The sequence below is a fragment of the Janthinobacterium sp. SUN100 genome (assembly GCF_030397705.1).
Taxonomy (GTDB): domain Bacteria; phylum Pseudomonadota; class Gammaproteobacteria; order Burkholderiales; family Burkholderiaceae_D; genus Janthinobacterium; species Janthinobacterium kumbetense.
Map to the genome: position 1 here is coordinate 2,325,916 of NZ_JAPUBU010000001.1, position 26,013 is coordinate 2,351,928.

25 protein-coding genes are annotated in these 26,013 nt (G+C 62.8%); 23 read left to right on the top strand and 2 right to left on the bottom strand.

Annotation, left to right across the window (positions count from 1 at the left end; genetic code table 11):
• Positions 1-84: 84 nt before the first annotated feature.
• The 3 genes from gmk (at position 85) to O0881_RS10260 (ending at position 3,344) form a co-directional block, all read left to right on the top strand.
• On the top strand, positions 85-723 hold the full coding sequence (gene gmk / locus O0881_RS10250) for a guanylate kinase (protein ID WP_099666877.1): 639 nt from the start codon (positions 85-87) through the stop codon (positions 721-723).
• A gap of 52 nt (positions 724-775) precedes the next feature.
• Positions 776-979 carry a DNA-directed RNA polymerase subunit omega gene (rpoZ, locus tag O0881_RS10255; RefSeq protein WP_010400723.1) on the top strand — a complete coding sequence of 68 codons (204 nt, stop codon included), beginning with the start codon at positions 776-778 and terminating at the stop codon, positions 977-979.
• Between the two features lie 82 nt (positions 980-1,061).
• Entirely contained in the window at positions 1,062-3,344 is a 2,283-nt protein-coding gene (locus tag O0881_RS10260) for a bifunctional (p)ppGpp synthetase/guanosine-3',5'-bis(diphosphate) 3'-pyrophosphohydrolase (protein ID WP_099666876.1), read from the top strand.
• A 55-nt stretch (positions 3,345-3,399) separates the two neighbouring features.
• Here O0881_RS10260 and greB read toward each other — a convergent pair whose 3' ends face one another.
• Positions 3,400-3,966, bottom strand: coding sequence for a transcription elongation factor GreB (gene greB / locus O0881_RS10265; protein WP_289898644.1), 567 nt, complete (start codon positions 3,964-3,966; stop codon positions 3,400-3,402).
• A 115-nt stretch (positions 3,967-4,081) separates the two neighbouring features.
• Here greB and O0881_RS10270 point away from each other — a divergent pair, with 115 nt between their 5' ends.
• The 12 genes from O0881_RS10270 to O0881_RS10325 all read left to right on the top strand — a co-directional run bounded on the left by O0881_RS10270 (position 4,082) and on the right by O0881_RS10325 (position 16,915).
• Positions 4,082-4,669 carry a hypothetical protein gene (locus O0881_RS10270; protein ID WP_289911180.1) on the top strand — a complete coding sequence of 196 codons (588 nt, stop codon included), beginning with the start codon at positions 4,082-4,084 and terminating at the stop codon, positions 4,667-4,669.
• A gap of 17 nt (positions 4,670-4,686) precedes the next feature.
• The gene (locus tag O0881_RS10275) at positions 4,687-6,195 is read left to right on the top strand and encodes a PAS domain-containing sensor histidine kinase (protein WP_289911181.1); all 1,509 of its coding nucleotides are present in this window, start codon (positions 4,687-4,689) and stop codon (positions 6,193-6,195) included.
• Between the two features lie 23 nt (positions 6,196-6,218).
• Entirely contained in the window at positions 6,219-6,866 is a 648-nt protein-coding gene (locus tag O0881_RS10280; RefSeq protein WP_077407788.1) for a response regulator transcription factor, read from the top strand.
• 201 nt (positions 6,867-7,067) lie between these two features.
• On the top strand, positions 7,068-8,639 hold the full coding sequence (locus O0881_RS10285; protein WP_077407790.1) for a GGDEF domain-containing protein: 1,572 nt from the start codon (positions 7,068-7,070) through the stop codon (positions 8,637-8,639).
• 340 nt (positions 8,640-8,979) lie between these two features.
• A complete protein-coding gene (locus O0881_RS10290) occupies positions 8,980-10,443 on the top strand; it encodes a flagellin (RefSeq protein WP_289898647.1) in 1,464 nt (487 codons plus the stop codon).
• A gap of 84 nt (positions 10,444-10,527) precedes the next feature.
• A complete protein-coding gene (locus O0881_RS10295; RefSeq protein ID WP_289911183.1) occupies positions 10,528-10,899 on the top strand; it encodes a flagellar protein FlaG in 372 nt (123 codons plus the stop codon).
• 230 nt (positions 10,900-11,129) lie between these two features.
• Positions 11,130-13,811, top strand: a complete 2,682-nt coding sequence (gene fliD / locus O0881_RS10300; protein WP_289911184.1) for a flagellar filament capping protein FliD — start codon at positions 11,130-11,132, stop codon at positions 13,809-13,811.
• Positions 13,812-13,833: 22 nt separating this feature from the next.
• A complete protein-coding gene (fliS, locus tag O0881_RS10305) occupies positions 13,834-14,280 on the top strand; it encodes a flagellar export chaperone FliS (RefSeq protein WP_077407797.1) in 447 nt (148 codons plus the stop codon).
• A gap of 3 nt (positions 14,281-14,283) precedes the next feature.
• Complete coding sequence (locus O0881_RS10310; RefSeq protein ID WP_099377935.1) at positions 14,284-14,610, top strand: flagellar protein FliT; 327 nt, start codon at positions 14,284-14,286, stop codon at positions 14,608-14,610.
• Between the two features lie 53 nt (positions 14,611-14,663).
• On the top strand, positions 14,664-15,824 hold the full coding sequence (locus tag O0881_RS10315; protein WP_289911185.1) for a flagellar hook-length control protein FliK: 1,161 nt from the start codon (positions 14,664-14,666) through the stop codon (positions 15,822-15,824).
• On the top strand, positions 15,817-16,143 hold the full coding sequence (locus O0881_RS10320) for an EscU/YscU/HrcU family type III secretion system export apparatus switch protein (protein ID WP_099666872.1): 327 nt from the start codon (positions 15,817-15,819) through the stop codon (positions 16,141-16,143). Before O0881_RS10315 ends, O0881_RS10320 begins: the two co-directional genes overlap by 8 nt.
• Before the next feature lie 25 nt (positions 16,144-16,168).
• The gene (locus tag O0881_RS10325; protein ID WP_099666871.1) at positions 16,169-16,915 is read left to right on the top strand and encodes a flagellar brake protein; all 747 of its coding nucleotides are present in this window, start codon (positions 16,169-16,171) and stop codon (positions 16,913-16,915) included.
• Positions 16,916-16,987: 72 nt separating this feature from the next.
• On the opposite strand, the gene fliE is transcribed toward O0881_RS10325, so the two are convergent.
• On the bottom strand, positions 16,988-17,290 hold the full coding sequence (gene fliE, locus O0881_RS10330; protein ID WP_230539976.1) for a flagellar hook-basal body complex protein FliE: 303 nt from the start codon (positions 17,288-17,290) through the stop codon (positions 16,988-16,990).
• A 337-nt stretch (positions 17,291-17,627) separates the two neighbouring features.
• On the opposite strand from fliE, the gene fliF reads away from it, so the two are divergent.
• The 8 genes from fliF to fliM all read left to right on the top strand — a co-directional run bounded on the left by fliF (position 17,628) and on the right by fliM (position 25,989).
• Complete coding sequence (gene fliF, locus O0881_RS10335; protein ID WP_251350721.1) at positions 17,628-19,343, top strand: flagellar basal-body MS-ring/collar protein FliF; 1,716 nt, start codon at positions 17,628-17,630, stop codon at positions 19,341-19,343.
• Positions 19,336-20,334: a flagellar motor switch protein FliG gene (gene fliG, locus O0881_RS10340; protein WP_077407811.1), complete on the top strand. Its 999-nt coding sequence runs from the start codon at positions 19,336-19,338 to the stop codon at positions 20,332-20,334. Before fliF ends, fliG begins: the two co-directional genes overlap by 8 nt.
• A gap of 43 nt (positions 20,335-20,377) precedes the next feature.
• Entirely contained in the window at positions 20,378-21,091 is a 714-nt protein-coding gene (locus O0881_RS10345; protein WP_289911482.1) for a flagellar assembly protein FliH, read from the top strand.
• Between the two features lie 89 nt (positions 21,092-21,180).
• Positions 21,181-22,497, top strand: a complete 1,317-nt coding sequence (gene fliI, locus O0881_RS10350; RefSeq protein WP_233516143.1) for a flagellar protein export ATPase FliI — start codon at positions 21,181-21,183, stop codon at positions 22,495-22,497.
• A 32-nt stretch (positions 22,498-22,529) separates the two neighbouring features.
• A complete protein-coding gene (gene fliJ, locus O0881_RS10355; RefSeq protein WP_077407817.1) occupies positions 22,530-22,970 on the top strand; it encodes a flagellar export protein FliJ in 441 nt (146 codons plus the stop codon).
• 19 nt (positions 22,971-22,989) lie between these two features.
• Positions 22,990-24,297: a flagellar hook-length control protein FliK gene (locus O0881_RS10360; RefSeq protein ID WP_289911187.1), complete on the top strand. Its 1,308-nt coding sequence runs from the start codon at positions 22,990-22,992 to the stop codon at positions 24,295-24,297.
• 186 nt (positions 24,298-24,483) lie between these two features.
• Positions 24,484-24,996 (top strand): flagellar basal body-associated protein FliL, encoded by a 513-nt coding sequence (fliL, locus tag O0881_RS10365; RefSeq protein WP_099666868.1) that lies wholly within the window; start codon positions 24,484-24,486, stop codon positions 24,994-24,996.
• 6 nt (positions 24,997-25,002) lie between these two features.
• Entirely contained in the window at positions 25,003-25,989 is a 987-nt protein-coding gene (fliM, locus tag O0881_RS10370; RefSeq protein WP_034754035.1) for a flagellar motor switch protein FliM, read from the top strand.
• Positions 25,990-26,013: the final 24 nt, after the last annotated feature.

Below are 26,013 nucleotides of genomic sequence, written 5' to 3' on the forward strand. Positions count from 1 at the left end.
GCCTTGCCTCTTGGTAAAATACCGAATTGGGCGGCACCCACGCAAGCGCAAACGCCGCCATCACACGCAAATGGAAAGATCCGCATGAGCCACCCTACCGCCTTCTCCGGCAGCCTGTTCGTGGTCGCCGCGCCCTCGGGCGCCGGCAAATCGACACTGGTCAATGCATTGCTGGCGCAAGAGCCCGGCATCAAATTGTCGATCTCGACCACCACGCGCGCGCCCCGCCCGGGCGAGCAGCATGGCCGCGAGTACTATTTCACGACGGCGGAAGACTTCGTCGCGCGCGCCGAACAGGGCGAATTCCTGGAATGGGCGGAAGTGCATGGCAATTACTACGGCACTTCGCGCATCATGGTGGAGCAGCAAATGCTGGCCGGCACCGATATCCTGCTGGAAATCGACTGGCAGGGCGCGCGCCAGGTGCGCAAGCAATTCCCCCGCGCGGCCGGCATTTTCATCCTGCCGCCATCGATCGATGCGCTGGAAGAACGCTTGAACAAGCGCGGCCAGGACGAGCCGCACGTGATCACGCGCCGCCTGCTGGCGGCCGGCGGCGAAATCGCACACGCTCCCGAGTTCGAGTATGTTATTATCAATGAAGAGTTTACGGTCGCTTTGTCCGAACTGAGCGCGATCGTGAGAGCGGCCCGTTGCCGGTTTGCGCAACAAGCGGCCCGCAACGCATCGCTATTCGCCCAGCTGGGCCTGCACGCAGAGTAATTCGCCTGCACGCCAGTTCACACAGCACCACGCAAAAATTTTAGGAGTTACTATGGCCCGTATCACAATCGAAGATTGCCTGAAGCAAATCCCTAACCGTTTCCAGCTGACCCTGGCTGCGACTTATCGCGCACGTCAGTTGCTGCAAGGCCACACCCCTAAGGTGGAAGCCAAGGACAAGCCTACCGTTGTTGCACTGCGTGAAATCGCTGCCGGTAAAGTCGGCATCGAAATGCTGAAAAAGGTCCCGATGTAAGTGGGAACCCGCGTGCCGGAACAGTGCTGACCCCTGGTTCTACCGTATCCTTTATTCACACTGTGAAGCAACGCGACGTTTTATGAGTCTGACCCCAGCCGACACGACTTCCGCAGCATTGCCGCCCCTGGCCTCGCGCCAGGCGGCAAAATCGCAGGGCGCAACCACGCCCGGCGTCGGCACGTCCGGCAGTAACATCCCCGCAGTACCGCCAGCGCCCGCCTTGGGCGTGGCCTCCGTCAGCCACCTGGCCGACAAGCTGGCCGAATACCTGTCTCCCGCCGACCTGAAGAAAGTCAAGGAAGCCTACCGCTTCTCCGACGAGATGCACCTGGGCCAGATGCGCCGCTCGGGCGAGCCGTATATCTCGCATCCGATCGCCGTCGCGGAAATCTGCGCCGACTGGAAGCTCGACGCGCAAGCCATCATGGCCGCCCTGCTGCACGACGTCATGGAAGACCAGGACGTCAAGAAGGAAGAATTGATCGAGCGCTTCGGCGCCCCGGTGGCGCATCTGGTCGACGGCCTGTCGAAGCTGGAAAAGATCGAATTCCAGAGCCAGATCGAAGCGCAGGCGGAAAACTTCCGCAAGATGCTGCTGGCCATGGCGTCCGACGTGCGCGTGATCCTGATCAAGCTGGCCGACCGCCTGCACAATATGCGCACCCTGGACTTCATGACGGCGGCCAAAAAGCGCCGCATCGCCAGCGAGACCATGGAAGTGTACGTGCCGATCGCGCACCGCCTCGGCCTGAACAATATCTACCACGAGCTGCAGGACCTGTCGTTCTCGCACCTGTATCCGATGCGCTACCGCACCCTGGCGAAAGCAGTCAAGGCGGCGCGCGGCAACCGGCGCGAAGTAGTCAACAAGATCATGGAAGCCGTAAAAAGCACCTTGTCCATGGCCGAGCTCGATGCCGACGTCACGGGCCGCGAAAAGACCCTGTACGACATCTATAAGAAGATGCGCAGCAAGCACTTGTCGTTCTCGCAAGTGCTGGACGTGTACGGCTTCCGCGTGGTGGTGGGCAGTTTTGCCGACTGTTACGTGACCCTGGGCACCCTGCACAGCCTGTACAAGCCCATGCCGGGCAAGTTCAAGGATTACATCGCAATCCGCAAGCTGAACGGCTACCAGTCGCTGCACACGACCGTCATCGGCCCCTACGGCACGCCCGTCGAATTCCAGATCCGCACGCAGGAAATGCACCGCACGGCCGAATCGGGCGTGGCGGCGCACTGGCTGTACAAGAGCGGCGAATCGAACCCGTCCGACCTGCAGCAGCGCACGCATGCCTGGCTGCAATCCTTGCTCGACATCCAGCAACAGACGGGCGACTCGGCCGAATTCCTCGAACACGTCAAGGTCGACCTGTTCCCCGACTCCGTCTACGTGTTTACGCCAAAGTCGAAGATCATCGCCCTGCCGCGCGGCGCCACGGCCATCGACTTCGCCTATTCGATCCATACGGGCATCGGCGACCAGACCGTGGCCGTCAAGATCAACAACGAAACCTCGCCCCTGCGCACCGAGCTGCACAACGGCGACATCGTGGAAATCATCACCGATTCCTCGTCTCGCCCCAGCCCGACCTGGCTGTCGTTCGTGCGCACCGGCAAGGCCCGCTCGGCCATCCGCCACCATTTGCGCACGATCAACCTGCCAGAGTCGATCGCCCTGGGCCAGCAACTGCTGTCGCAGGCACTGCACGCCTTGAACATCGACGCCGACCTGCAGGCGCCGCTGGTGGAACGCCTGCTCAACGAATCGAGCGCCAATTCCATGGACGAGCTGTACGCGGACATCGGCATCGGCAAGCGCATGGCCACCCTGGTGGCGCGCCACATCTTCGGTTTGATCGGCGGCGAAGCGGCCAGCATGCCGGTGGAACACAATAGCGGCAGCGAACTCGACCCGGTCACCATCTGCGGCAGCGAAGGCGTCTCCGTGCAGCTGGCGCCGTGCTGCCTGCCGATTCCCGGCGACCAGATCATCGGCCAGCTGCGCCGCGACCAGGGCTTGCTCGTGCACACGAGCGACTGCTCGCAAGCGAAGCGCCAGCGCGCCAAGGAACCGGACCGCTGGATCGCCGTGCGCTGGGGAACGGAACTGAACCGCCGCTTCGACTGCCGCATCAAGGTGCTGATCAACAGCGAACGGGGCATTTTGGCGAGAGTCGCCGCCGAAATCGGCGAATCCGACGCCAACATCATCTACGTGGGCATGGACGAAGACAAGGACAACGTCCTCGACCAGCTGCGCTTCACCGTGCAAGTCAAGGACCGCGTCCACCTGGCCGCCCTGCTGCGCAATGTGCGCCGGGTCGCCGGGGTCAATAGGATATTGCGCGAACGCAACTAGAAAACGGCTGGCCAGATTCTCTGCCCAGCCGTTTTTTCATGCGGAACACATCAGTTCAAGTCTCCCCCGGCGCCGGATACGTCACTTCCAGCAATTCCAGTTCCTGCTCGCCCAGCGGCGTGTTGAGGGTGATCACGTCGCCTTCGCGCGCCTTGGTGATGGTGCGGGCCATGGGCGAGACCCAACTGATCTTGCCGTTCAAGGGGTCGAATTCATCGATGCCGACGATGGTGATGGTGTGCGTTTCGCCGTCGCTGGTGCGGTAGGTGACGGTGGCGCCGAAAAACACCTGGTCGTTGCCATGGTGCACGCTGGGGTCGACGATGGCGGCCAGGTCCATGCGTTTCGTCAGGAAGCGGATGCGGCGGTCGATTTCGCGCAGGCGCCGCTTGCCGTAGATATAGTCGCCATTTTCCGAGCGGTCGCCATTCGACGCCGCCCAATGGACGATGCGCACCACTTCCGGACGGTCGACGTCGATCAGCTGCAGCAGCTCATCCTTGATGCGCTGGTAACCGGCCGGCGTGATGTAGTTCTTGGCACCGGCGGGAATGGCCAGCGCCAGCGCGGCCGCTTCTTCATCGTCGTCGTTGTCGGATTCTTTTACAAAGGCTTTATTCATCTGTCTATTGTAGCCCCGCCAGGGAGCCTCGGGCACACGGGATGCGGGGGCAAACGGGCTTTTTTGACGTATCATCGTGGCAATCGCGGCAAACCTGCGCCGCACACGGAGACGGATGAAAAAATTCTATAGAGTCAGGCGCTGGCTGTTTGCGCCGCTGGTCTACCTGGCCGCCATCTTCCTGCTGATCGAGGAATGGCTGTGGGCGACCGGGGCACGCCTCATGCAGGTGATCGCGCAATTTCCGCCCCTGCATGCGCTGGAAGCGTGGATCAAGCGCCTGCCGCCGTACTGGGCGCTGGCCATCTTCGTGCTGCCGGCCGTGCTGCTGTTCCCCGTCAAGCTGCTGGCCCTGCTGGCCATCGCGCGCGGCCATGCCTTTTCCGGCATCGGCGTGATCGTCATCGCCAAGCTGGGCGGCGCGGCCGCCGTGGCGCGCCTGTACAGCCTGACGCGCCCTACCCTGCTCAGTTTGCCATGGTTTGCCCACTGGCATGGTCTGTTCATGGAAACCAAGGACCGCTGGATCGCCCGCCTGCGCGCCACGCGCCCCTGGCGCCGTGTCAGCCGCCTGTCGGCCGCGCTGGGCCGCGCCCGCCGTGCCTGGTGGCAACGCTTGCGCAAGGGCACGCCAGGGCGCCATAATTCGCGCCCGGCCAGGGTGCTGCGCCGCTTTGCCGCCTTCTGGCGCGCCCGCCGCTGATGAAGAAAGGCCATTCCATGCACGACACTCCCCGCCTGGCCCCCGCCATGCGCGCGGCGGCGCCGGAAATCTACCTGTACGACGCGGCCAGCTTGCAATTGCTGGACGCTAACGATGCCGCCTGCGACAACTTGCAGTATGCGCGCAAGGAATTGCTGGCGATGACACCCTTCACCCTGGCGCCGCAGCTTGACGCGCAGCAACTGGCCGCCGTGCTGGCGACCCTGGACGACAGCATCGGTGCACAAGCCCTGCTGCACGTGCAGCAGCGCCGCCGCGACGGCAGCCTGTATTCGCTCAGCCTGCACCTGTCGCGCGCCAGCCGCCACGGACGCGCCCTGCTGCTGGCCGAGGGCGAAGACTTGCGCACGCCCCAGGCGACAGCCGCCGCCCTGGCGCAGGTGCAGTCGCGCTTCAACGCCATCGTCTCGAATACGCCGGGTCTCGTGTACCAGTTCTGCCTGCATGCGGATGGGCGCGCCGCCTTCCCCTACCTGAGCGATGGCTGCCAGGCCCTGCTGGGCTTGGGGCCGGCGCAGCTGCACGCGCGCCCGGAACTGTTTTACCAGTTGATCCTCGCCGACGACCGCGCCTCGTATCTGGAATCGATGCAAGCGTCGAAAAACGCCTTGTGGAGCTGGAACTGGGAAGGCCGCATCTGGATCGATGCCTGGAAGGATGTCAAATGGATCAACCTGCGCTCCACGCCGCGCGCGCTGGCCGATGGCACGGTGCAGTGGGAAGGCATCATGACGAATATCACGGAAAGCCGGCTGGAACAGAGCGAAGTGCGCCAGTCGCGCGCCCGCCTGGCCGAGCTGACGGCGCATATCGACAAGGTCAAGGAACACGAACGCACGCGCCTGGCGCGCGAATTGCACGATGACCTGGGCGGCAATTTGACGGCGATCAAGATGGCGCTGGCCATGCTGGCGCGCCGCCTGCCGCCGGACGACCAGCAACTGCAGGAAAAGGCCGACTATGTCGATGCCCTGGTCGACCGCAGCATCGACGCCGTGCACCGCATTTCGCTGGACTTGCGCCCCTCCATGCTGGACCTGGGCCTGGTCGCCGCGCTGGACTGGCAAGTGAAGGAATTCGCGCGCCAGGCCGGCATCGAATGCCAGTTCATTTCGAACCGCCAACACATCGAACTGGAGCTGGACCAGGCGACCAGCCTGTTCCGCATCGCCCAGGAAGCGCTGACGAATATCGCCAAGCATGCGCAGGCGAGCAAGGTCAGCGTGCGCCTGGCCCGGCAGCGCCAGCATATCAGCCTGTCGATCGCCGACAATGGCGTCGGCATGCGCCTGTCCGACCGCGCCAAGCCGCAATCGTTCGGCATCCGCGGCATGGCCGAGCGGGCCAGCGCGCTGGGCGGCACCCTGAGCCTGATGGACGGGCCGGACGGCGGCACCATCCTGAGCATAAAAATCCGGCTGACCACGCCGCGAGAGGCGATAATAGCGGCTGCAGCCAGTGCGCCCGCGCACAGCGGGCCGCCACCAGACGCGGCCAGTGGGTGAATTAGATAGGAAACAACGCAGTCATGAAAGAAAAAGCCACCATCCGGGTATTCATCGCCGACGATCACGCGATTGTGCGCGAGGGCTTGAAGCAAATCCTCGCCGATACGAAGGACATCATCGTGGCCGGCGAGGCCGAAAATGGCCACGACGCCATCAAGCTGTTCCGCGGCTCGAAATGCCAGGTGTTGCTGCTCGACATCTCCCTGCCCGACCGCAGCGGCATCGAGGTGCTCAAGCAGATCAAGAAGGAAAAGCCGGAACTGGCCGTGCTGATGCTCTCCATGCACCGCGAGGACCAGTACGCCATCCGTTCGCTCAAGGCGGGCGCGGCCGGCTACCTGACGAAACAGAGCGCGCCGCGCGAACTGGTCACGGCCATCCGCCAGGTGGCGCAGGGCTTGAAATACATCAGCGCCTCGCTGGCGCAGGAACTGGCCAACACGGTGGGCGACGACCACGAAACGGCCTTGCACGACACCTTGTCGGACCGCGAATACCAGACCCTGGTCATGATCGCCTCGGGCAAGGCCGTGGGCGCCATCGCCGAAGAGCTGAAATTGTCCGTGAAAACCGTCAGCGAATACCGCGCCCGCCTGCTCGTCAAGATGAAACTCAAGAACAGCGCCGAACTGACGCATTACGCCATCCGCAACCAACTGGTGGATTGACGGCAAAGCGGCATGCCCGCTGGCATCGGGCGAATTGACAGGACTTCTCCTTGCTTCTCGCACAATAAGTTCTTTGCCAACTCGCATATCATGAGGATAATTAGAAATATCTAAAAAGGCTGTGCCTACATGTCCAGTAAATTGCCAACTTCACCAGCAAGCGCTCCCGCCAGCGCCACGCATACCGCCGCCGCTGCGGCGATGAACCCTGCCGATATCGCCCGCGAAGCGTTTCGCCGCCTGGCCACGCGCCGCATCGCCCCGACGCCGAGCGCCTACCGCGATATCTACAATGAAATCGCCGGCATCAGCGAACCGGCGGAGACGCCCGGCGCACCTGCCGCCGTGCTGGCCGCCAGCGCACCCACGGAGAGCGGCGCGGAAAACGTCCTGACGCAGTTTGCCGCCAAGATGAGCGAATCGGCGGGCGAACTGGGCGACTTTGGCCGGCGTTTCCAGCGCGCCCTGAAAGCGCGCGACTGGGACAGCTATGCGCGTACCCTGGCGCAACTGGCGGAAAAACAGGTGAAGAAAGGCGGCGGCATCGAATTGCCGCCCCTGCCGGACGGCGAACAGACGCGCACCCTGCGCGAGTTGCTCAGCCGCACCCTGGGCTTTGCCGTCGCCACCTTGCTGACGGGCACGCCCGCGCTGGTGGAAGAGGCCGAATCGCTGGGCGCGGCCATCAAGCTGGCCCACACGGAAGAAGCGCTGAACGAAGCGGCGCTGCGCCTGAAACAGCTGTGCTACCAGATCGAGCTGAAGAGCGGCGATACGGCCGAGCAGCAGGAATTGCTGCTGCGCCTGTTCAAGTTGCTGCTGGACAACGTCAGCCAGTTGCTCGACGACGACAGCTGGCTGCGCGGCCAGGTCGATGCCGTGCAAAACCTGATCGCCGGCCCGCTCGACCAGCGCGCGCTGGAAGACGCCACGCGCAGCCTGAAGGAAGTCATCTACAAGCAAGGCCAGCTCAAGCACAGCCTGTCCGACGTCAAGCTGACGGTCAAGAACATGATGATGACCTTCATCGACCGCCTGGGGCAAGTGGCGGCCAGCACGGGCGACTTCCATGAAAAGATCGGCGGCTATTCGGAAAAGATCAGCCAGGCAGAAAATATCAGCGAACTGAACAGCGTTCTCGACGAAGTCTTGCGCGAAACGCGCATGGTGCAGAACGAAGCCTTGCGCGCACGCGACAAGATGGTGCTGGCGCGCCAGGAAGTGCAGGACGCGGAACAGCGCATCCACACCCTGGAAGCCAAGCTCCAGCATATGAGCGAACTGGTGCGGGAAGACCAGCTGACGGGCAGCCTGAACCGCCGTGGCCTGGACGACGTGTTCGAGCGCGAGACGGCCCGCTCCGACCGCCGCGGCACGCCGCTGTGCATCGCCATGCTGGACCTGGACGATTTCAAGCGCCTGAACGACACCTACGGCCACCTGGCCGGCGATGCCGCCTTGAAACACCTGGTGAAGATCGTCAAGGAAACCCTGCGCTCGATGGACGTCATCGCCCGCTTCGGCGGCGAGGAATTCCTCATCCTGCTGCCGGAAACCACGGTCGAGGCGGCCTCGTCGACGATGACGCGCTTGCAGCGCGAGCTGACCCGGCATTTCTTCCTGCACGACAACGAAAAAGTCTTGATCACCTTTTCCGCCGGCGTGGCCTTGCGCCTGCCCAACGAAGACCAGGCCGAGCTGGTCAAGCGCGCCGACCGCGCCATGTACCAGGCCAAGCAGACGGGCAAGAACCGCGTGGTGGTGGCCGACTAAGCCCGGTCCGCTTCACGCCATGCCGTCCCGCCAACCGGCCGGACGGCATTTTTCATGGCAAAAACAATAACATTCATCGCCTTCCCGCCTTCCGCCGGCGTCCGCGCGATATAAAAATAAAACTATTTTTACCCTCAAGTTTCTTTAAATCATGTCGTCTAGCGCGCGGCCGGCGGCAAACTGAAGGGCTAAAAATTAAAATTTAAAGCACTTTTCGCCATAAATTTTCCCGCAGAGCAACCGTTACCCTAAACAACAGCGGCTTGATTGTCCCGGAACAGTGGGGCAGGCCAAAGTGACTAGCACATAGCGCAATGTAGTACCTGTTTGGAGAATTATCATGGCTGCAGTAATTAATACCAACATCTCGTCCCTGAATTCGCAACGCAACCTGTCGACCTCGCAGTCGGCCCTGAGCACCTCGCTGCAACGCCTGTCCTCCGGCATGCGCATCAACAGCGCCAAGGATGACGCCGCTGGTCTGGCAATTTCCGACCGCATGACGTCGCAAATCCGCGGCATGACCCAAGCCACCCGCAATGCAAACGACGGCGTCTCGCTGGCCCAAACGGCTGAAGGCGCGTTGGCAAGCTCGGGCGACATCCTGCAACGTATCCGCGAACTGGCCGTGCAATCGTCGAACGCCACCAACTCGGCCAGCGACCGCCAGGCGCTGCAAACAGAGGTAGGCCAACTGGGTTCGGAACTGAACCGCATCGCCACCACGACTTCGTTCAACGGCCAGGCGCTGCTGGACGGCACCATGGGTACGGCCAACTTCCAGGTCGGCGCAGATGCCAATCAGCTGATTTCCGCCAGCGGCGCGAACTTCCTGACCAGCACCTACGGCAATAACCGCGTGGAAAATGATGCGACCGCCGTCCTCGCCACCTCGGCAACGGCAACGGCAGGTTCGGTGGTCGTCGCCGGCGCACGCGGCACCTCCACCGTCACCACCAAAGCCAACGACAGCGCGCAAGCCATCGCCGCCAGCGTCAACAAGGTTAGCGCCGACACCGGCGTCACGGCAACGGCAAAAACCGCCACCAGCCTGAAACTCGGCTCCACCGAAGCGTACTCGTTCACCCTGGTGGGCGACAATACGGCCACCGGCAAGGAAGCGCAGATTTCCTTCTCGGTGGGCGCAGGCCAGTCGGCTTCGGACTATGCGGCAGGCATCAATGCAATCAATGCGCAAACGTCGAAAACCGGCATCACCGCCGAATACGATGCATCGACCAGCAGCATGAAACTGACGCATGCTGACGGCGCCGACATTGCCATCAAAAACACGGCAGCTGCCGGTAACACGGTGTTCAATATCGACTCCTACAAGGCCGACAAAACCTTGACGGGTTCGGCGTTCGACGCAAAAGCCAATAACGCGGTCGCCGTCGCCAACGGCACCGTTACCTACGATGCGCCGGGCAGCTTTGCCATCACCGACACGTCGGGCTTGAAAGCCACGAACAAGACATCGGACTTGAAATCGGTGGCTTCGCTGGACGTGACGTCGTTTGACGGCGCCCAGTTGGCACTGAAAATTGCCGATGCAGCACTGGCAACGGTGAACGGCCAACGCGCCCAGTACGGTGCTTTGCAATCGCGCTTCTCGTCGGCGATTTCCAACCTGCAATCGACCACGGAAAACCTGTCCGCATCGCGCAGCCGCATCGTCGATACCGACTTTGCATCGGAAACGGCCAACATGACCCGCGGCCAGATCCTGCAACAAGCTGGTACGGCCATGCTGGCACAAGCAAACTCGCTGCCAAACGGCGTCCTGAGCCTGCTGCGTGGCTAATCCCTGATTAGTAGCGCAACAGCGTAGGACTCTGATTCCCCTGCCGGATTTTTTCGGCCGGGGAATTTTCACTAGGAGAGCACCATGACTATCGACACGATAGCGGCCGCCTCCGCGGCCAGGATAGACAAGAGTTACGTGTCTGCGGACACGCCGCCGGCGCGTCCGGCAACGCCACGTTCAGCAACGGAAAACGGCACGGCTGCACCACAGCAAGCCAGCAAGGAACCCAGCCGCGAGCAGTTGAACAAGGCGGTATCGGAGCTGAACCAGTCGTCGCAGATGAAGACGCAAGGCATTGAATTTTCCATCGACGAAGACAGCCAGCGCACGGTGGTCAAGGTCATCGACCAGGAAACCAAGGAAGTGCTGCGCCAGATTCCCACCAAGGAAGCGCTGGAATTGGCCAAGACCTTTGACTCGGCCAAGGGTTCGCTGATCCGCCAAAGCGCCTGATGATGGCATGGCACACGGACATGCGACATCGCGGCAGCAGGCATCAGCATGACCACGGGGTTCGGTAGCCTGGCTATCCGGCCCCGTTTTTTATTGCAACTCGTACAATATTTTCCTATCTCTTCCCCGCTTTTTTGCTCCCGCTGAAAACAACGCGGTAAATCCCCCTCTCAAGTCCTGATTGATTCTGCCGATAACAGCTTATATTAGCGTTTTCCTAGGAGTATTCAGTGGCCATCACACCTACCCTTTCATCCATAGGCATCGGCGCCGGCGCCAGCGGCCTGGATGTGAATGCCATCATCGACAAGCTGATGACGGCCGAAGCCGCGCCGCTGGGTACCTTTGACAAGAAAACGGCCTCGTACCAGGCCAAGCTCAGCGCGCTGGGCACGCTGAGCGGCGCCGTCAGCACTTTCCAGGGCTCGTTGTCAGCGCTCACCAACTCAAGCAACTTCCGCGCCGTCAGCGCCACGCCGTCCGATCCACTGGTGCTATCGGCCAGTGCCGGCGCCAAGGCCGTCGCCGGCAGCTATAACATCAATGTTTCCCAGCTGGCCCAGGCGCAGACGCTGACGTCGGGCGGCATGGCCAGCAAACTGTCGACCATCGGCAGCGGCGCCAAGACCACGATTTCCTTCCAGCTGGGCTCACTCGCCGGCGGCACCTTTGGCGTAACGGGCACGACACTGAGCGGCAGCACCCTGCTCACGGGCGTAAGCAACGGCTCGCTGATCATCAATGGCACGGCCATTCCGACGGACGCCAGCACCAAGAGCGCACGCGCGCTGGCGGACGCCATCAACGCCAAGAGCAGCACCACGGGTGTGACAGCCACGGCCCAGCCGACGGCCAGCAACGCCACCATGTTCAACGGTTTCGGCAATATCGAAACGGGCGCGGACGGCACCTACTCGCTGTCGATAGGCGGCATCGAGATCGTGACCCAGGGTAACGGCGTCGCCGCAGGCGCCGGCATTACGGCCGCGTCGCTCGACACGACGCTCGAAGGCCCGAATGCCGTCTCGAATGCACTGGCCGCCGCGAATATTACCGTCACCGGCAAGGCCGCCGACGGCACCCTGAAATTTACGCGCGCCGACGGCTCCAACCTCAACATCGAGGAAGTGGTGACGGGTTCGGTCAAGGGCGGCATCGGCCATGCATCGAACTCGGTCAATGACGGCTCGAACGTAACGATTGCCAGTTCGATTACCCTGGCCTCGGGCAACGCCAGTCCCATCGTCGTCGGGGGGAGCAATCCTGCCGCAGCAGGGCTGACCGCGGGCACGGGCGGCAGCTACATGAACACGAACTTTACCCAGGATGGCACGCAGGCGACGGGTTCGGTGGTGATCGATTCCACCAACAACAGCTTGCAAGGCATACGCGACGCCATCAATAACGCCGGCCTGGGCGTCACCGCCAGCATCGTTTCCGATGGCACGGACAAACCGTATCACCTGGTGCTCAGTTCGACCAAGACAGGCGCCAATTCGGCCATGAAGATTTCGCTCAGCGGCAGCGATGGCCAGCCCGCCGACAGCGCCCTGAACGACTTGCTGTCGTACGATGCGGGTGGCACGCAAAACCTCAAGCAGAACAGCGCGGCGCAAAACACCATGTTCAGCGTCAACGGCATCGCCATCACCAGCAGTTCGAACAACGTCGATACGGCCATCGAAGGCGTCACCTTGGGCATTACCAAGATAGGCACGTCCAGCCTGTCGGTGGCCAAGGATACAACGACGGTCAAGACCAGCATCACTGCCTTCGTCAAGGCCTACAACGAGCTGAACACTTCGATCGGCAAGATGACAGCCTACAATCCCGAAACCAAGACGGGAGGCATCTTGCTGGGGGATTCGACCGTTCAATCGATACAAAGCCAGTTGCGCCGGCAGCTGGGCGCACCGATTACCGGCTTGAGCAGCGGCATGAGCAATATGAGCCAGGTGGGTATTTCATTCCAAAAAGATGGCAGCCTGGCCTTGGATTCCAGCAAGCTTGACAAAGCCATCAGTACAAATTTCAATGATATCGCCGGTCTGTTTTCAGCCATCGGCAAGGCCAGCGACAGCAACGTCGCCTTCACCAGTTCGACGGCCGCCACGAAGCCCGGCACCTATGACCTGAGCATCACGACCATGGCCAGCCAGGGTTCGCTCACGTCCGACGGCGTGCTGGCAGCCAGCACCACGATTGCCAGCGACACTACCTGGAATATCACCCTCAACGATACGGATCCCAGCTCCGCCAAGAATACGGCCCAGGTGTCGATACCGGCGGGCACCTATACTCCGGCGCAGATGGCATCGCTGATACAATCGTCGATCAACGGGGTGAAGGCTTTTTCGGACATTGGCTCAACGGTCTCCGCGTCGATCGACGGCACCGGCAAACTGGTCCTGGTGTCGAGCCGCTATGGCTCGGTATCGAATCTGGCCTTGAGTAACGGCAAGGGGACCGGTATCGAGACCCTGTTTGGCGCCGCCAAGCCCGTCAAGGGCGCGGACGTAGCCGGCACCCTTGGAGGGCAACCGGTCGTCGGCTCCGGCCAGAGCCTGACGGGCGCACCCGGTTCGCCAGCGGAAGGCTTGAAAATTGAAGTGACCGGCGGCACCACCGGTTCGCGCGGCACGGTCAGTTTCTCGCAAGGCTATGCCTATCAGTTGAACAACCTGGCCACGTCCTTCCTCGGCACAAAAGGCATGATCACCGGACGCACGAGCGGCATCAACGAAACCCTGAAGTCGATAGCGGCGCAGCGCGACAAGTTCAGCGAGAAGCTGACCGACATCGAAGCGCGTTACCGCGCCCAATACTCGCGCCTGGACGTGTCCCTGAATAAATTACAGGGCATGCAAACTTATTTGACCCAGCAGCTGGCCGCCATCGCCGCCAACCGTTAAGCCCATTCATCAGGAGAATTACATGTTTGGAACCCAACAACGCGGCGTCAACGCCTATGCCAAGGTCGGTCTGGAAACGGGCATCGTTTCGGCCTCGCCGCACAAGCTGATCGTGATGCTGTACGACGGCGCCCTGGTGGCCGTGCTCAGCGCGCAGATGCACATGAAATCGGGCAATGTGCCGGAAAAAGGCAAGTCCATCTCGAAAGCCATCCAGATCATCGACAATGGCTTGCGCGCCAGCCTGGACAAGGAAGCGGGCGGCCAGATCGCCGAAGGCCTCGACGCCCTGTATGAATACATGAGTGCGCGCCTGCTGACGGCCAACCTGCACAACGATATTACCCTGCTGGAAGAAGTGCAGCGCCTGCTCACCGACTTGCGCGAAACCTGGAACGCCATCGGCGCCACTCCCGCCGCCATGCCTGGCGCCGATCTGAAACGTATGCCCAGCCTTGCGAGCGCCTGACCCATGATGACGAATCAAGAAGTCCTGACCACCTACGAAGCCATGCAGACCCTGACGGGCCAGATGGTCACCGCTGCCACCAACGCCGACTGGGACGCGCTGGAAGCGCTGGAACAGCGCATCAGCACGCATGTGGCCGCGCTGAAGGCGAATGAAGAAAAAGTCGTGCTGGAAAGCGCTGGCCGCCAGCGCAAGGTCGCCCTGATCAAGCAGATCCTGGAAGACGACCGCAAGATCCGCGACCTCACCATGCCGTGGATGGCGCAATTGTCCAAGCTGATCAGCAGCACCGGCACCGAGCGGCGCCTGGCAAACGCCTACGGCGCGTAAGCGCCCACGGGGCAAGGTCCGCTATCATGTTGCCGAAGATGGATGCAATCGGCATGACGCCCTTGACCCCGATCAAGGGCACTCGCCCGGCCGACACCGTCGCCGACCCGCGCCAGGCCGAGTTCCAGCGCTCGCTGCAGGGACTCATCGGCAAATCCATGCAGGGACAGGTGCTGGCCCGCATGGGCGACGGCAGCTTTCTCGTGCGCGTGGCCGGCACGCCGGCCCGCATGCAGCTGCCTGCCGGCGCCCAGCCCGGCACGGAAATCCCGCTGACCTTGATCGGCATCAATCCCCGCCCCTCTTTTCAAATCGGCAATAACCGCGACCAGCCCGCCAGCGCCCTGCTGACGTATGCGGATGCGGAAGCCGAACCGGACGCCGCTGAAACGCGCGGTCCCCAGCCCGGCGCCGCCCAGGCGGGCACGCGCGCCAGCAGCACGGCCGCCACCCTGCTCAGCCGCGCGCCCCTGACGCCGGCCAATCTGCTGCCCGCCCTGGCGGGCGACACGCCCGCGCCCGAGTTGAGCACCACCGCGCGCGCCATCAGCACCGTGCTCAGCCAGGCGGAAAGCGTGCCCGGCGCGCCCCTGTCCCTGGTCGGCAAGACGCCGCTGATGGCCACGCCGGGCGCCGCCCCGGCCCAGGTGGCCCAGAAGCTGCACGACGCCGTCGGCAGCAGCGGCCTGTTCTATGAATCGCATGTGGCCGAATGGGCCGAAGGCAAGCGGCCGCTGGCGTCGCTGCTGCTGGAGCCGCAGATGCAGAAGGCGGCACAGGGCGACGCGGCCAGGACGGGAACCGACCTAGCCTCGGCGCAACTGATCAATTTGCAGCTGCATACGCACGAACAGGCGCGCGTGCAGTGGCAGGGCGAAGCGTGGCCCGGCCAGAAGATGCAGTGGGATATCAGCAAGGATGCGCCGGAAGGACAGCAGCACGATGGGCGCGACGGCGACGGGGAAGCGACGGCCTGGCGCAGCAACGTGCGCTTCCAGTTTCCCCTGCTGGGCGACCTGGCCGCGCACGTGGTCTTGCAGGGCGGCCGCGTGGCCATCCAGCTGCAAGCGGGCAGCGAAGGCAGCGCCGACACCTTGCGCCAGCATGCGGCGGCGCTGGAAGCGTCGCTAGCCGCGGCCGGCTGGCCATTGACGTCGCTGACGATCGCCGGCAAGCCGGACGCCGCCGGGCCAGCGGAAGCGGACGATGCTTGACGACACCAAGCGCAAGGTGCCGCAGACGGCCGTCGCGCTGGCCTACCAGAGCGGCGCGCCCGCCCCCAAGGTGGTGGCCAAGGGCAGCGGCCTGATCGCGGACCAGATCATCAGCACGGCGCGCGAACATGGCGTCTTCGTGCATGAATCGAAGGAATTGGTGGCGTTGCTGATGGATGTCGACCTGGACCGCCAGATTCCGCCCGGCCTGTATCGGGCGATTGCGGAACTGCTGGCCTGGTTATATCATATTGAATCTGCGAATGGCGGGCCCATCCCGCCACCGCCCGACACCAGCATCAACCTCACCGATACATAGACAGGCATCAATGCAAGCACATATTATGGATTCCGGCCTCGAAAACTGGCATGATTTTGAAGTGGAATCGCGGCGGGAAATCATCGCCTTGCTGCGCAGCATAGGCGAAAAGAACCAGCTGATCCGCATGCTGATCCACGGTGAATCCGATGTGTGCGTCACGTCCATCCTGGAAGTCGATGCCGACCACGATAGCGTCATCCTCGACCGTTCCGTGAATGCCGACCAGAACCGGCGCATGGTGGCCGCCAAGGGCATTTCGTTTGAAACCTCGCTCGACAAGATCCGCATCCTGTTTGCCAGCGCCCTGGTGGAAGAGTGCAATTACGGCGGCACGCCCGCCTTGAAAATTGCCATTCCAGAAACACTGATCCGCTTGCAGCGGCGCGAGTATTACCGCATGACTACGCCCGTGAGCAATCCCGTGCGCGTGGCGATTCCCCTGCCGCCCTCGCTGGGCGGCGCCGACACCCTGTTCCCGCTGGCCGACATCAGCTGCGGCGGCATCGCCATCCTCGACAATAAACTGATGCTGGGCGAGACCATCGGCCGGGACTATCCCGGCTGCCGCATCGACTTGCCCGACGTCGGCATCGTCACCGCGACTTTGCAAATTCGCAACTCGCTGGACATGACCTTGCTGAACAATAAGCTGAACCGCCGACTCGGCTGCCAGTTCGTCGACCTGCCGCGCAGCATGCTGGCGCACGTGCAGCGCTATATCACGCGCCTCGAACGAGAACGGAATGCGCGCATGGCTGGGCTGGGCTGATAACCCAAAACGAAAGCTGGAGTCAGACCCGGCGGGTCTGACCCCGGGATCTGCCGTTGGGATAGCTAAAACTCAAACTTGCATGTTCATGATCTCATGATATGCAGAAACTAATTTATTCCGCACCTGCACCGTCGCCTGGAATTCGATGCTCGACTTTTGCATCGACACCATCACGTCCGACAGGCTGACCTTTTCGTCGCCCATGGTAAAGCGCTGGCCCAGTGCGGACGAGGCTTTTTGCGCGCCGCTCACGGAGTCGAGCGCGCTCTTGAAGGCATCGGCAAAATTCACCTTCGCCGCCGGCATCTCGGTCTGGATCGCCGGTATTTTCGCCTCCGGCCGCGTGGCCGCGGACTTCAGTTGCGCGATCATCGCCTCGATCCTGCTGCTATCGATACCGCCTGTTTTCACTTTGCCTCCCGATTCTGGTGTGCTTCGTAACTGTTCCATGCCTGTTGCACCCAGAGAACAAAACCCTGGCTTGCAAGGCAACGACGGGTACAATAACTTCCGTCACATGTTGCCAGGGTTCCACAATACCAGCGCCAACGCCAGCCGCTCGACCGAGCAGGCGGCAAAAGCGCCTTCTATTTGGACGATTGAAGCGCGTGACAGTGGCGGATAATTCTGCATATCGCCCAATCCTCCCGAGGAAGCGGCCCCCACGCACCACCCAATACACGTAAATACACCGCCCTGGAAGGCAATCATGGCTGTAGCCGAAGAAATCGATGTGAACCGCATACCGCCGGAACCGGCGCCTGCCCGCTCGCCCGTGGAGTCCGTACAAGCGTTCGCCAAGACGCCGATGGGCAAGAATTTCCTGCGCGGCCTGGGCGTGGCGGCACTGGTCGCCATCGGCGTGGCCCTGTACATGTGGAACCAGCCGCCCGAATACAAGGTCCTGTTTTCCAACTACACGGACCGCGACGGCGGCGCCATCACCGCATCGCTGGACCAGCTGGGCATCAAGCACAAGTTTTCCGAAGGCGGCGGCGCCATTCTCGTGCCATCCGAGCAAGTCCACGACGCGCGCCTGAAACTGGCCGCGCAAGGCTTGCCGAAAGGCGGCAACGTGGGTTTCGAGCTGATGGAAAACCAGAAGCTGGGCGTGTCGCAATTCCTGGAACAGGTCAATTTCCAGCGCGCACTGGAAGGCGAACTGGCGAAATCGATCGAATCGGTGTCCGCCGTCGACACGGCGCGCGTCCACTTGGCCCTGCCCAAACCGTCCGTCTTCGTGCGCGAACAGCAAAAACCGACGGCTTCCGTGCTGCTGAACCTGCACCCCGGCCGCGGCCTGGACCAGCTGCAGGTGAGCGCCATCGTGCACCTGGTGGCGTCCAGCGTACCGGAATTGCTGCCAATCAATGTCACCGTGGTCGACCAGGCCGGCACCCTGCTGTCGAACCAGGAAAAGGACAAGGACCGCGCCAACGGCATCAAGAGCCTGGACCCGAACCAGCTGAAGTACGTGCAGCAATTGCAGCAAAGCGTGATCAAGCAAGTCGAATCGATCCTGTTGCCCATCGTCGGCGAAGGCAATGTGCGCGCCGAAGCGACGGCCGATGTTGATTTTTCGCAAAGCGAGCAGGCGGCCGAAACCTACAAGCCGAACTCGCCGCCAGAAGCGTCCACCATCCGCAGCCAGCAGACGAGCGAATCGACGGGCGCCGGCAATGCCAACCCGTCCGGCGTGCCGGGCGCGCTGTCGAACCAGCCGCCAGGCGTGGCCACGGCGCCATTGACGGCCGAGGCGCCGGGCGCCCCGGGCGGCGCGCCCACGGCGCCGACGCAGAAGGAATCGACGACGAATTATGAAGTCGACAAGACCGTACGCTACGAACAGAAATCCATGGGCGGCCTGCGCCGCCTGTCGGTGGCCGTCGTCGTCAACTACCGCCGCAGCTTCGACAAGGATGGCAAGGTCACGGTCAAGCCGATTTCCCCAGCAGAAATGATCCAGATCAATAACCTGGTCAAGGAAGCGATGGGCTACAACAAGGAACGCGGCGACAGTTTCAGCGTGGCCAACTCGCCCTTCGACGGCATCGACCGCGCGCCGGAAGGCAAGCTGGAGTGGTGGCGCGACCCGGCCAACTTGCCGCTGGCCAAGGAACTGGCGAAATTCCTCATCACGGCCCTGATCCTGCTGTATATCTTCATCAAGATCGTGCGCCCGATGCTGCGCCCGGTCATGCGCAAGATCGACGATTTCGGCGCCCCGCCGCCCGTCATCGAGCCGGAACTGAGCAAGGACGGCGAAGAAAACGAAGTCCTGCTCAGCGAAGCGGAGCTGGAAGAACTGGAAGAAGATACGGCCCGCGGTTATCGCGAAAACCTGGCGATGGCCCGGAAACTGGCGCAGGAAGACCCGCGCGTCGTGGCCAACGTAATCAAAGCATGGATAGGCAATAATGACTGAGACAACGGGACTGCAAAAAGCATCGATCCTGATGCTGGCACTGGGCGAGAGCGAAGCGGCCGAGGTCATGAAATTCCTCGGGCCGCGCGAAGTGCTGAAACTGGGCGCCGCCATGGCCACCATGAAGGGCATCGCGCACGACCAGGTGGTCGAGGTGCTCGACGACTTCCGCGCGCAGACGGAACTCAATTCCACCGTCGGCCTCGACTCGGACGAATACATCCGCCAGGTGCTGACCAAGGCGCTGGGCGACGACAAGGCATCCGTGCTGCTGTCGCGCATCCTGGGCGGCAAGGACGCGTCCGGCATCGAATCGCTGAAGTGGATGGATTCGCAATCCGTGTCCGAGCTGATCCGCAACGAGCACCCGCAGATCATCGCCACCATCCTCGTCCACCTGGAACGCGACCAGGCCTGCGAAATCCTCGGCCACTTTACCGACCGCTTGCGCAACGACGTGGTCTTGCGCATCGCCACCCTGGACGGCGTGCAGCCGGCCGCCTTGCGCGAGCTCAACGACGTGCTGACGAAACTGCTGTCCGGTAACGAAAACATCAAGAAATCGTCGCTGGGCGGCGTGCGCGCCGCGGCCGAGATCCTGAACTTCATGAGCGGCGAGCAAGAAGGCTCCGTCATGGACAATATCAAGAATTACGACAATGACATGGCGCAAAAGATCATGGACGAAATGTTCGTGTTCGACAACGTGATCGATATCGACGACCGCGGCATCCAGCTGCTGCTGCGCGAAGTGCAGTCGGAAATGCTGATCATCGCCCTGAAAGGCGCCTCGCAAGAGCTGCGCGACAAGATCTTCAAGAACATGTCGCAGCGCGCCGGCGAGATGATGCGCGAAGACCTGGAGTCGAAAGGCCCCGTGCGCCTGTCGGAAGTGGAATCGCAGCAGAAACAGATCCTGCAGATCGTGCGCCGCCTGGCGGACGAGGGGCAGATTGTCTTAGGCGGAAAAGGCGAGGATTCGTTTGTCTAGTTTAATTCCCAAAGAGCAGCAAACCGCCTACCAGCGCTGGGAAATGACCTCGTTTGGCGACGAGCGTCCCAGCGTAGTGGCGGCGCGCAAGCTGCTGGAACCGGACCCCGAGCCCGAAATCGATCCGGAAACCGATCCCTACGGCGAGCTGCACCAGGAAGAACTGGCCCCGCCGCTCGAATACCCGACGCAGGAAGAACTCGACGCCATCCGCGAGGAAGCGCGCGCCACGGCCTTCGACGAAGGCCGCGCGGCCGGCTATGCGGAAGGCCATGCGGCCGGGCATGCCGACGGCCATGCGCAATCGTATGCGGAAGGCAAGGCGGCGTCCGCCGTGGAACTGGCGCACCTGCAAACCATCGCCGTCGACTTCGGCACGGCCGTGCACCAGGCCGACGAGCTGATCGCCAATGACGTGATGGAACTGGCCTTGCAGCTGGCCAAGGGCATGCTGAAGACGGCCTTGCCCGTGCGCCCCGAACTGATGCTGCCGATGGTGCGCGAAGCCATCGAATACTTGCCTGTACTACAACAACCAGCCTTGCTGATGCTCAACCCCGACGATGCGCAAGTCGTGCGCGACGGCATCGGCGATGAGCTCGACAAGGGCGGCTGGCGCGTCATCGAAGACCCGTCCGTGGAACGTGGTGGTTGCAAGATCGACACGGCCAGCAACCAGATCGATGCGCAGACGTCCACCCGCTGGCACCGCCTGACGCATGCGTTGGGCAAAGACCTGGACTGGCTGGCGCCGTGAACGAGCCCGTCAAAGGCCCTGCTGCCCATGCGGCGCGCTGGCGCGCCTACCTGAGCGACTGTACGGCCGTGGTCGGCTTTGTCGAACCGATGCAGATTTCAGGCCGCGTCACGCGCGTGGCCGGTCTGGTGATGGAAGCCGTGGGCCTGCGCCTGGCCGTCGGCGCCGCCTGCACCGTGCCGCTGCCGAATGGCGGCCGGGTCGAGGCGGAAGTGGTCGGTTTTGAAGGCGAACGCCTGTTCTTGATGCCGCAAAGCGACGTCGAGGGCATCGTGCCCGGCACGCGCGTGTTTTCCGTCGAACCGGCCATCCCCCGTCCCGGCAGCGTGGCGCACCCGCGCCGCCGCCCCAGCGACCGCGCGCGCCACCTGCCCGTGGGTCCGCAACTGCTGGGCCGCGTGCTCGACGGCGCGGGCCGTCCGCTCGACCAGCTGGGCCCGCTGCACACGACGGACAGCGCCCCCATCAATGTACGCCCCGCCAATCCCCTGGGCCGCGCGCCCATCGTCGATACCCTCGACGTGGGCGTGCGCTCGATCAACGCCATGCTGACCGTGGGCCGTGGCCAGCGCATGGGCCTGTTCGCCGGTTCCGGCGTGGGCAAGAGCGTGCTGCTGGGCATGATGGCCCGCTACACGGAGGCGGACGTGATCGTCGTCGGCCTGATCGGCGAACGGGGACGCGAAGTAAAAGAATTCATCGAACAGATCCTGGGTCCCGAAGGCCTGGCCCGCTCCGTCGTCGTGGCCGCGCCGGCCGACACGCCGCCACTGATGCGCCTGCAAGGGGCAGCGTATGCGACGGCGATTGCCGAACACTTCCGCGACCAGGGGCAAAACGTGCTGCTGATCATGGATTCGCTGACCCGCTACGCCATGGCGCAGCGCGAAATCGCCCTGGCCATCGGCGAACCGCCCGCCACCAAGGGCTATCCGCCGTCCGTCTTCGCCAAGCTGCCCGTGCTGGTGGAGCGGGCCGGCAATGGCGAGGAAGGCGGCGGCTCGATCACGGCCTTCTACACCGTGCTGACCGAGGGCGACGACCAGCAAGACCCGATCGCCGACTCGGCGCGCGCGATTCTCGACGGCCATATCGTGCTGAACCGGCGCCTGGCCGAAGCGGGCCATTATCCCGCCATCGACATCGAGCAATCGATTTCGCGCGCCGCCCACTCGATTACCACGCATGAACACCAGCAGCAGGCGCGCAAGCTGAAACAGCTGTATTCGCGCTATGAACGCAGCCGCGACCTGATCAGCGTGGGCGCCTACAGCGCCGGCACCGACCCCGTGCTGGACCAGGCCATCGCCCTGCATGAAAAGATCGAGGCGTTTTTGCAACAGCAAATCACGGAGCGGGTCAGCATGGACGAGAGCTTGGGGCAACTTACCGCTCTATTCGACTGATTAGGGCTTGCATAGCGGGAATATAATCAGCCATGGCTTCTCCTTCCCAACTTGCAACCCTGATCGACCTTGCGCAGCGCGAAACGGATGACTGCGCCAAGCGCCTGGGCGCGGCCCTGAAAGCGCTCGACGATTGCCGCCAGAAGCTCGACATGCTGTCAGGCTACCGCGACGACTACGCCAAGCGCTTCGAGACAAGCATGAGCAGCGGCATTACGCCCATGGCTTACCGCAACTTCCAGGCCTTCATGGTCAAGCTCGACAGCGCCATCCTGGGCCAGCAGCAGGTAGTCGAGCATGCGCAGGCGCGCAGCGACAATGAAAAGATGCGCTGGCAGCTGGCCGAACGCAAGCGCATGTCGTACACCACCCTGAACAACCGGGCGCAGGAACAGGCGCTGAAGCTGGAAAACAAGCGCGACCAGAAAGCAATGGATGAGCACGCGGCGCGACAAGCCTATTACAAACGCTAAGCAACACTGAGGCAGCATCATGCAAACCCAGCCAACACCGATTTCCCAGATAGTCTCGCCGAACGCCACGCCGGGCGCCGCCAACCGCAGCCAGCCGACCACCAGCGGCACGGCGGGCGACTTCCAGCGCACCCTGAACCGCCAGATCGAGCAACGCCAGGCCAGCCGCAATATGGCGCAGGCTCAAGTACAAGCGCCTGCGCCGGCGGCCCGTCCTGCCAGCCCCGCGGCCACACAGGCTCCAGCCCAGGCGCCAGCGAGCGAAGCGAAGCCGGCGCCAACGGGTACCGAACAGGCGGCCAGCAGCGAACAGCCGCCAGCGCAGTCCAGCGAGGCGACCGCGCCCGCCACCGAAGACAACACCAGCGCCAGCACCCCGGCCGAGGCCAGCGTACCCGCCGCCCCCGCTACCGCGACAGTCGCGCCGCCAGCCGATCCGGCCGCCGAGATGCTGGCCCTGGTGGGCAGCATCCAGCTGGCCATCCAGCCGCCGGCGGCGGCCGCCAAGGCCGTGCCGGAACTGCCCCCACGCTCCAGCGTCAAGGCCGACGGCAAGAACCCGGCCGCAGGGCCCTTGCTGGCAGCGGGCCAGGGCAGCGGCAAGGCTACCGCCACCGCCGCCGCGCAAACGGACAGCGGCGACTTTACCGACAGCCTGGGCCAGGCCCAGGGGAGGACGGTCGCCACACCGGGCGCCAGCGTGCCGACCGGCAAGGCCGAACCTGGCAAGCTGGCCATCGACGCCCAGCTGGCAGCCACCGCCAAGGCGGGCGCCGCCATGGCCGAACCGATCATCAAGGAAACACCTGCCGACCTGAGCCGCCTGGCGGCCCAGTTGCAGCCGGGCGCGCTGCAGCAGGCGGCGGCCGCCGTGGCCGTGCCGGCCGACAAGCTGACGGGCCGGGTCGGCACGCCGGCCTGGGACCAGCAACTGGGACAGAAAGTCGTGTGGATGGCGGCCGGCGGCGACCAGAGCGCCACCCTGACCTTGAATCCGCCCGACCTGGGACCTGTGCAAGTGGTACTGACAGTCACCAATGACCAGGCCGATGCCGCCTTCATGTCGGCCCAGCCGGAAGTACGCCAGGCGCTGGAAGCGGCCATGCCGCGCCTGCGCGAGATGATGAGCGAAGCGGGCATCGCCTTTGGCAGCGCCACCGTCTCGGCCGGCACGCCGGAACAGCAGGACCAGGGTAACCGGGAAGCATCCGGCGGACGCCGTGGCAATGGCCAGGGCGGCGGCGTAACGGGCGGCGAGATCGCCATCGCGCCAGCGGCAGGCGGACGCAGCCGGCCCAGCCTGAGTGCCGTGGATACCTTTGCCTGAGGACAATTCGTCGTCCGTCAGCCGCTGGCGCGCCCCCTGACGTAACTTTTCGTCTAAAAACAGCGAGTTGAGGGCGCTTCCGCCCTCTTTTCACTGCATCCTTCTGCGCAGAATTTGCCGATAATGACATAATGGCGTCGTGATCCACTTCCATGCACTCGAGTACCATTGAAAGCAAATCCAAAAATGAAAGCAGATCCGAAAGCAGATGCAGGCCTGGCTCCCGCCGGCGCCTCGAAAAAGAAGCTTCTGATCATCGTGCTGGCCTCGGTGCTGGTGGCTGGCAGTATCGGTGGCGGTGCCGCCTGGTATTTCCTGCATGGCAAGGCCGATAAAGAAGAATCGGCGCCCAGCAAGAAAAAACATGCCGCTTCCAAGGCAGGTCCGCCCGTCTTCGTGCCCATCGATGCCTTCACCGTCAACTTGCAGCCGGAAAATGGCGAGCAATACCTGCAAATCGCGTTTACCTTGCAGGCCAGCAGCCCGGAAGAAATGGACTTGATCAAGGTCAACATGCCGAAAGTGCGCAGCCGTTTATTGCTGCTGCTGTCCGGCAAGAAGGCGTCCGAACTCAATACCGTGGAAGGCAAGCAGCAACTGGCGGCCGAAATCATCAATCAGGTGAACCAGCCGTTCGAGGACAAAGGGCCGGAGCAGGACGTGACGGACGTATTATTTACCGCATTCATCATTCAATAAGCAGCCATGGCCGATAATTTCCTCTCCCAGGAAGAAGTCGATGCCCTTCTGAAGGGCGTCAACGGAGACCAGGACGACGCGCAGGCGCCGGAAGATGTCACGGGAGTTCGTACCTACAACCTGGCAACCCAGGAGCGCATCGTGCGCGGCCGGATGCCAACGTTGGAAATTATCAACGAGCGTTTCGCCCGTCTGCTGCGCGTGGGCCTGTTCAACTTCCTGCGCCGCAGCGCCGAAGTGTCGGTCGGTTCCGTGCGCGTGTCGAAATACAGCGAGTTCATCCGTAACCTGGTGGTGCCGACCAACCTGAATTTGGTGCACATGAAGCCGCTGCGCGGCACAGCCCTGATGGTCTTCGATCCGGGCCTCGTGTTCTTGCTGGTCGACAACCTGTTCGGCGGCGACGGACGTTTCCATACGCGCGTCGAAGGGCGCGACTTTACGCAGACGGAGCAGCGCATCATCCTGCGCATCCTCGACATCGTCTTCGAGGCCTACACCAAGTCGTGGGAGCCGGTCTTCCCCGTCGAGTTCGAATATATCCGTTCAGAAATGAACACGCAGTTCGCCAACATCGCCACGCCGAACGAAGTGGTGGTGGCGTCCACGTTTACGGTGGAATTGGGCTCCGTTTCCGGACAAATCCACTTTTGCATGCCGTATTCGATGATCGAGCCGATCCGCGATTCGCTGACCTCCAGCCTGCAGGGCGAGGCGCTGGAAGTGGACAAGCGCTGGATCCGCCTGATGACGCAGCAGATCCAGATCGCCGAAGTCGAGCTGGTCGCTTCGCTGGGCACGGCGCGCGTGTCGTTCGATGAAATCCTGAACATGAAGGTGGGCGACATCATCCCGCTGAATATTCCCGAACTGATCGCCGCCACCGTCGACGGCGTGCCCGTGATGGATTGCACGTACGGCGTGTTGAACGGACAATATGCGCTGAAGGTTGAAAAGTTGCTGGCTAACGCCGATAACATGAACAATCATTAAAAAATACCCGGGCCGCTGCGGCCC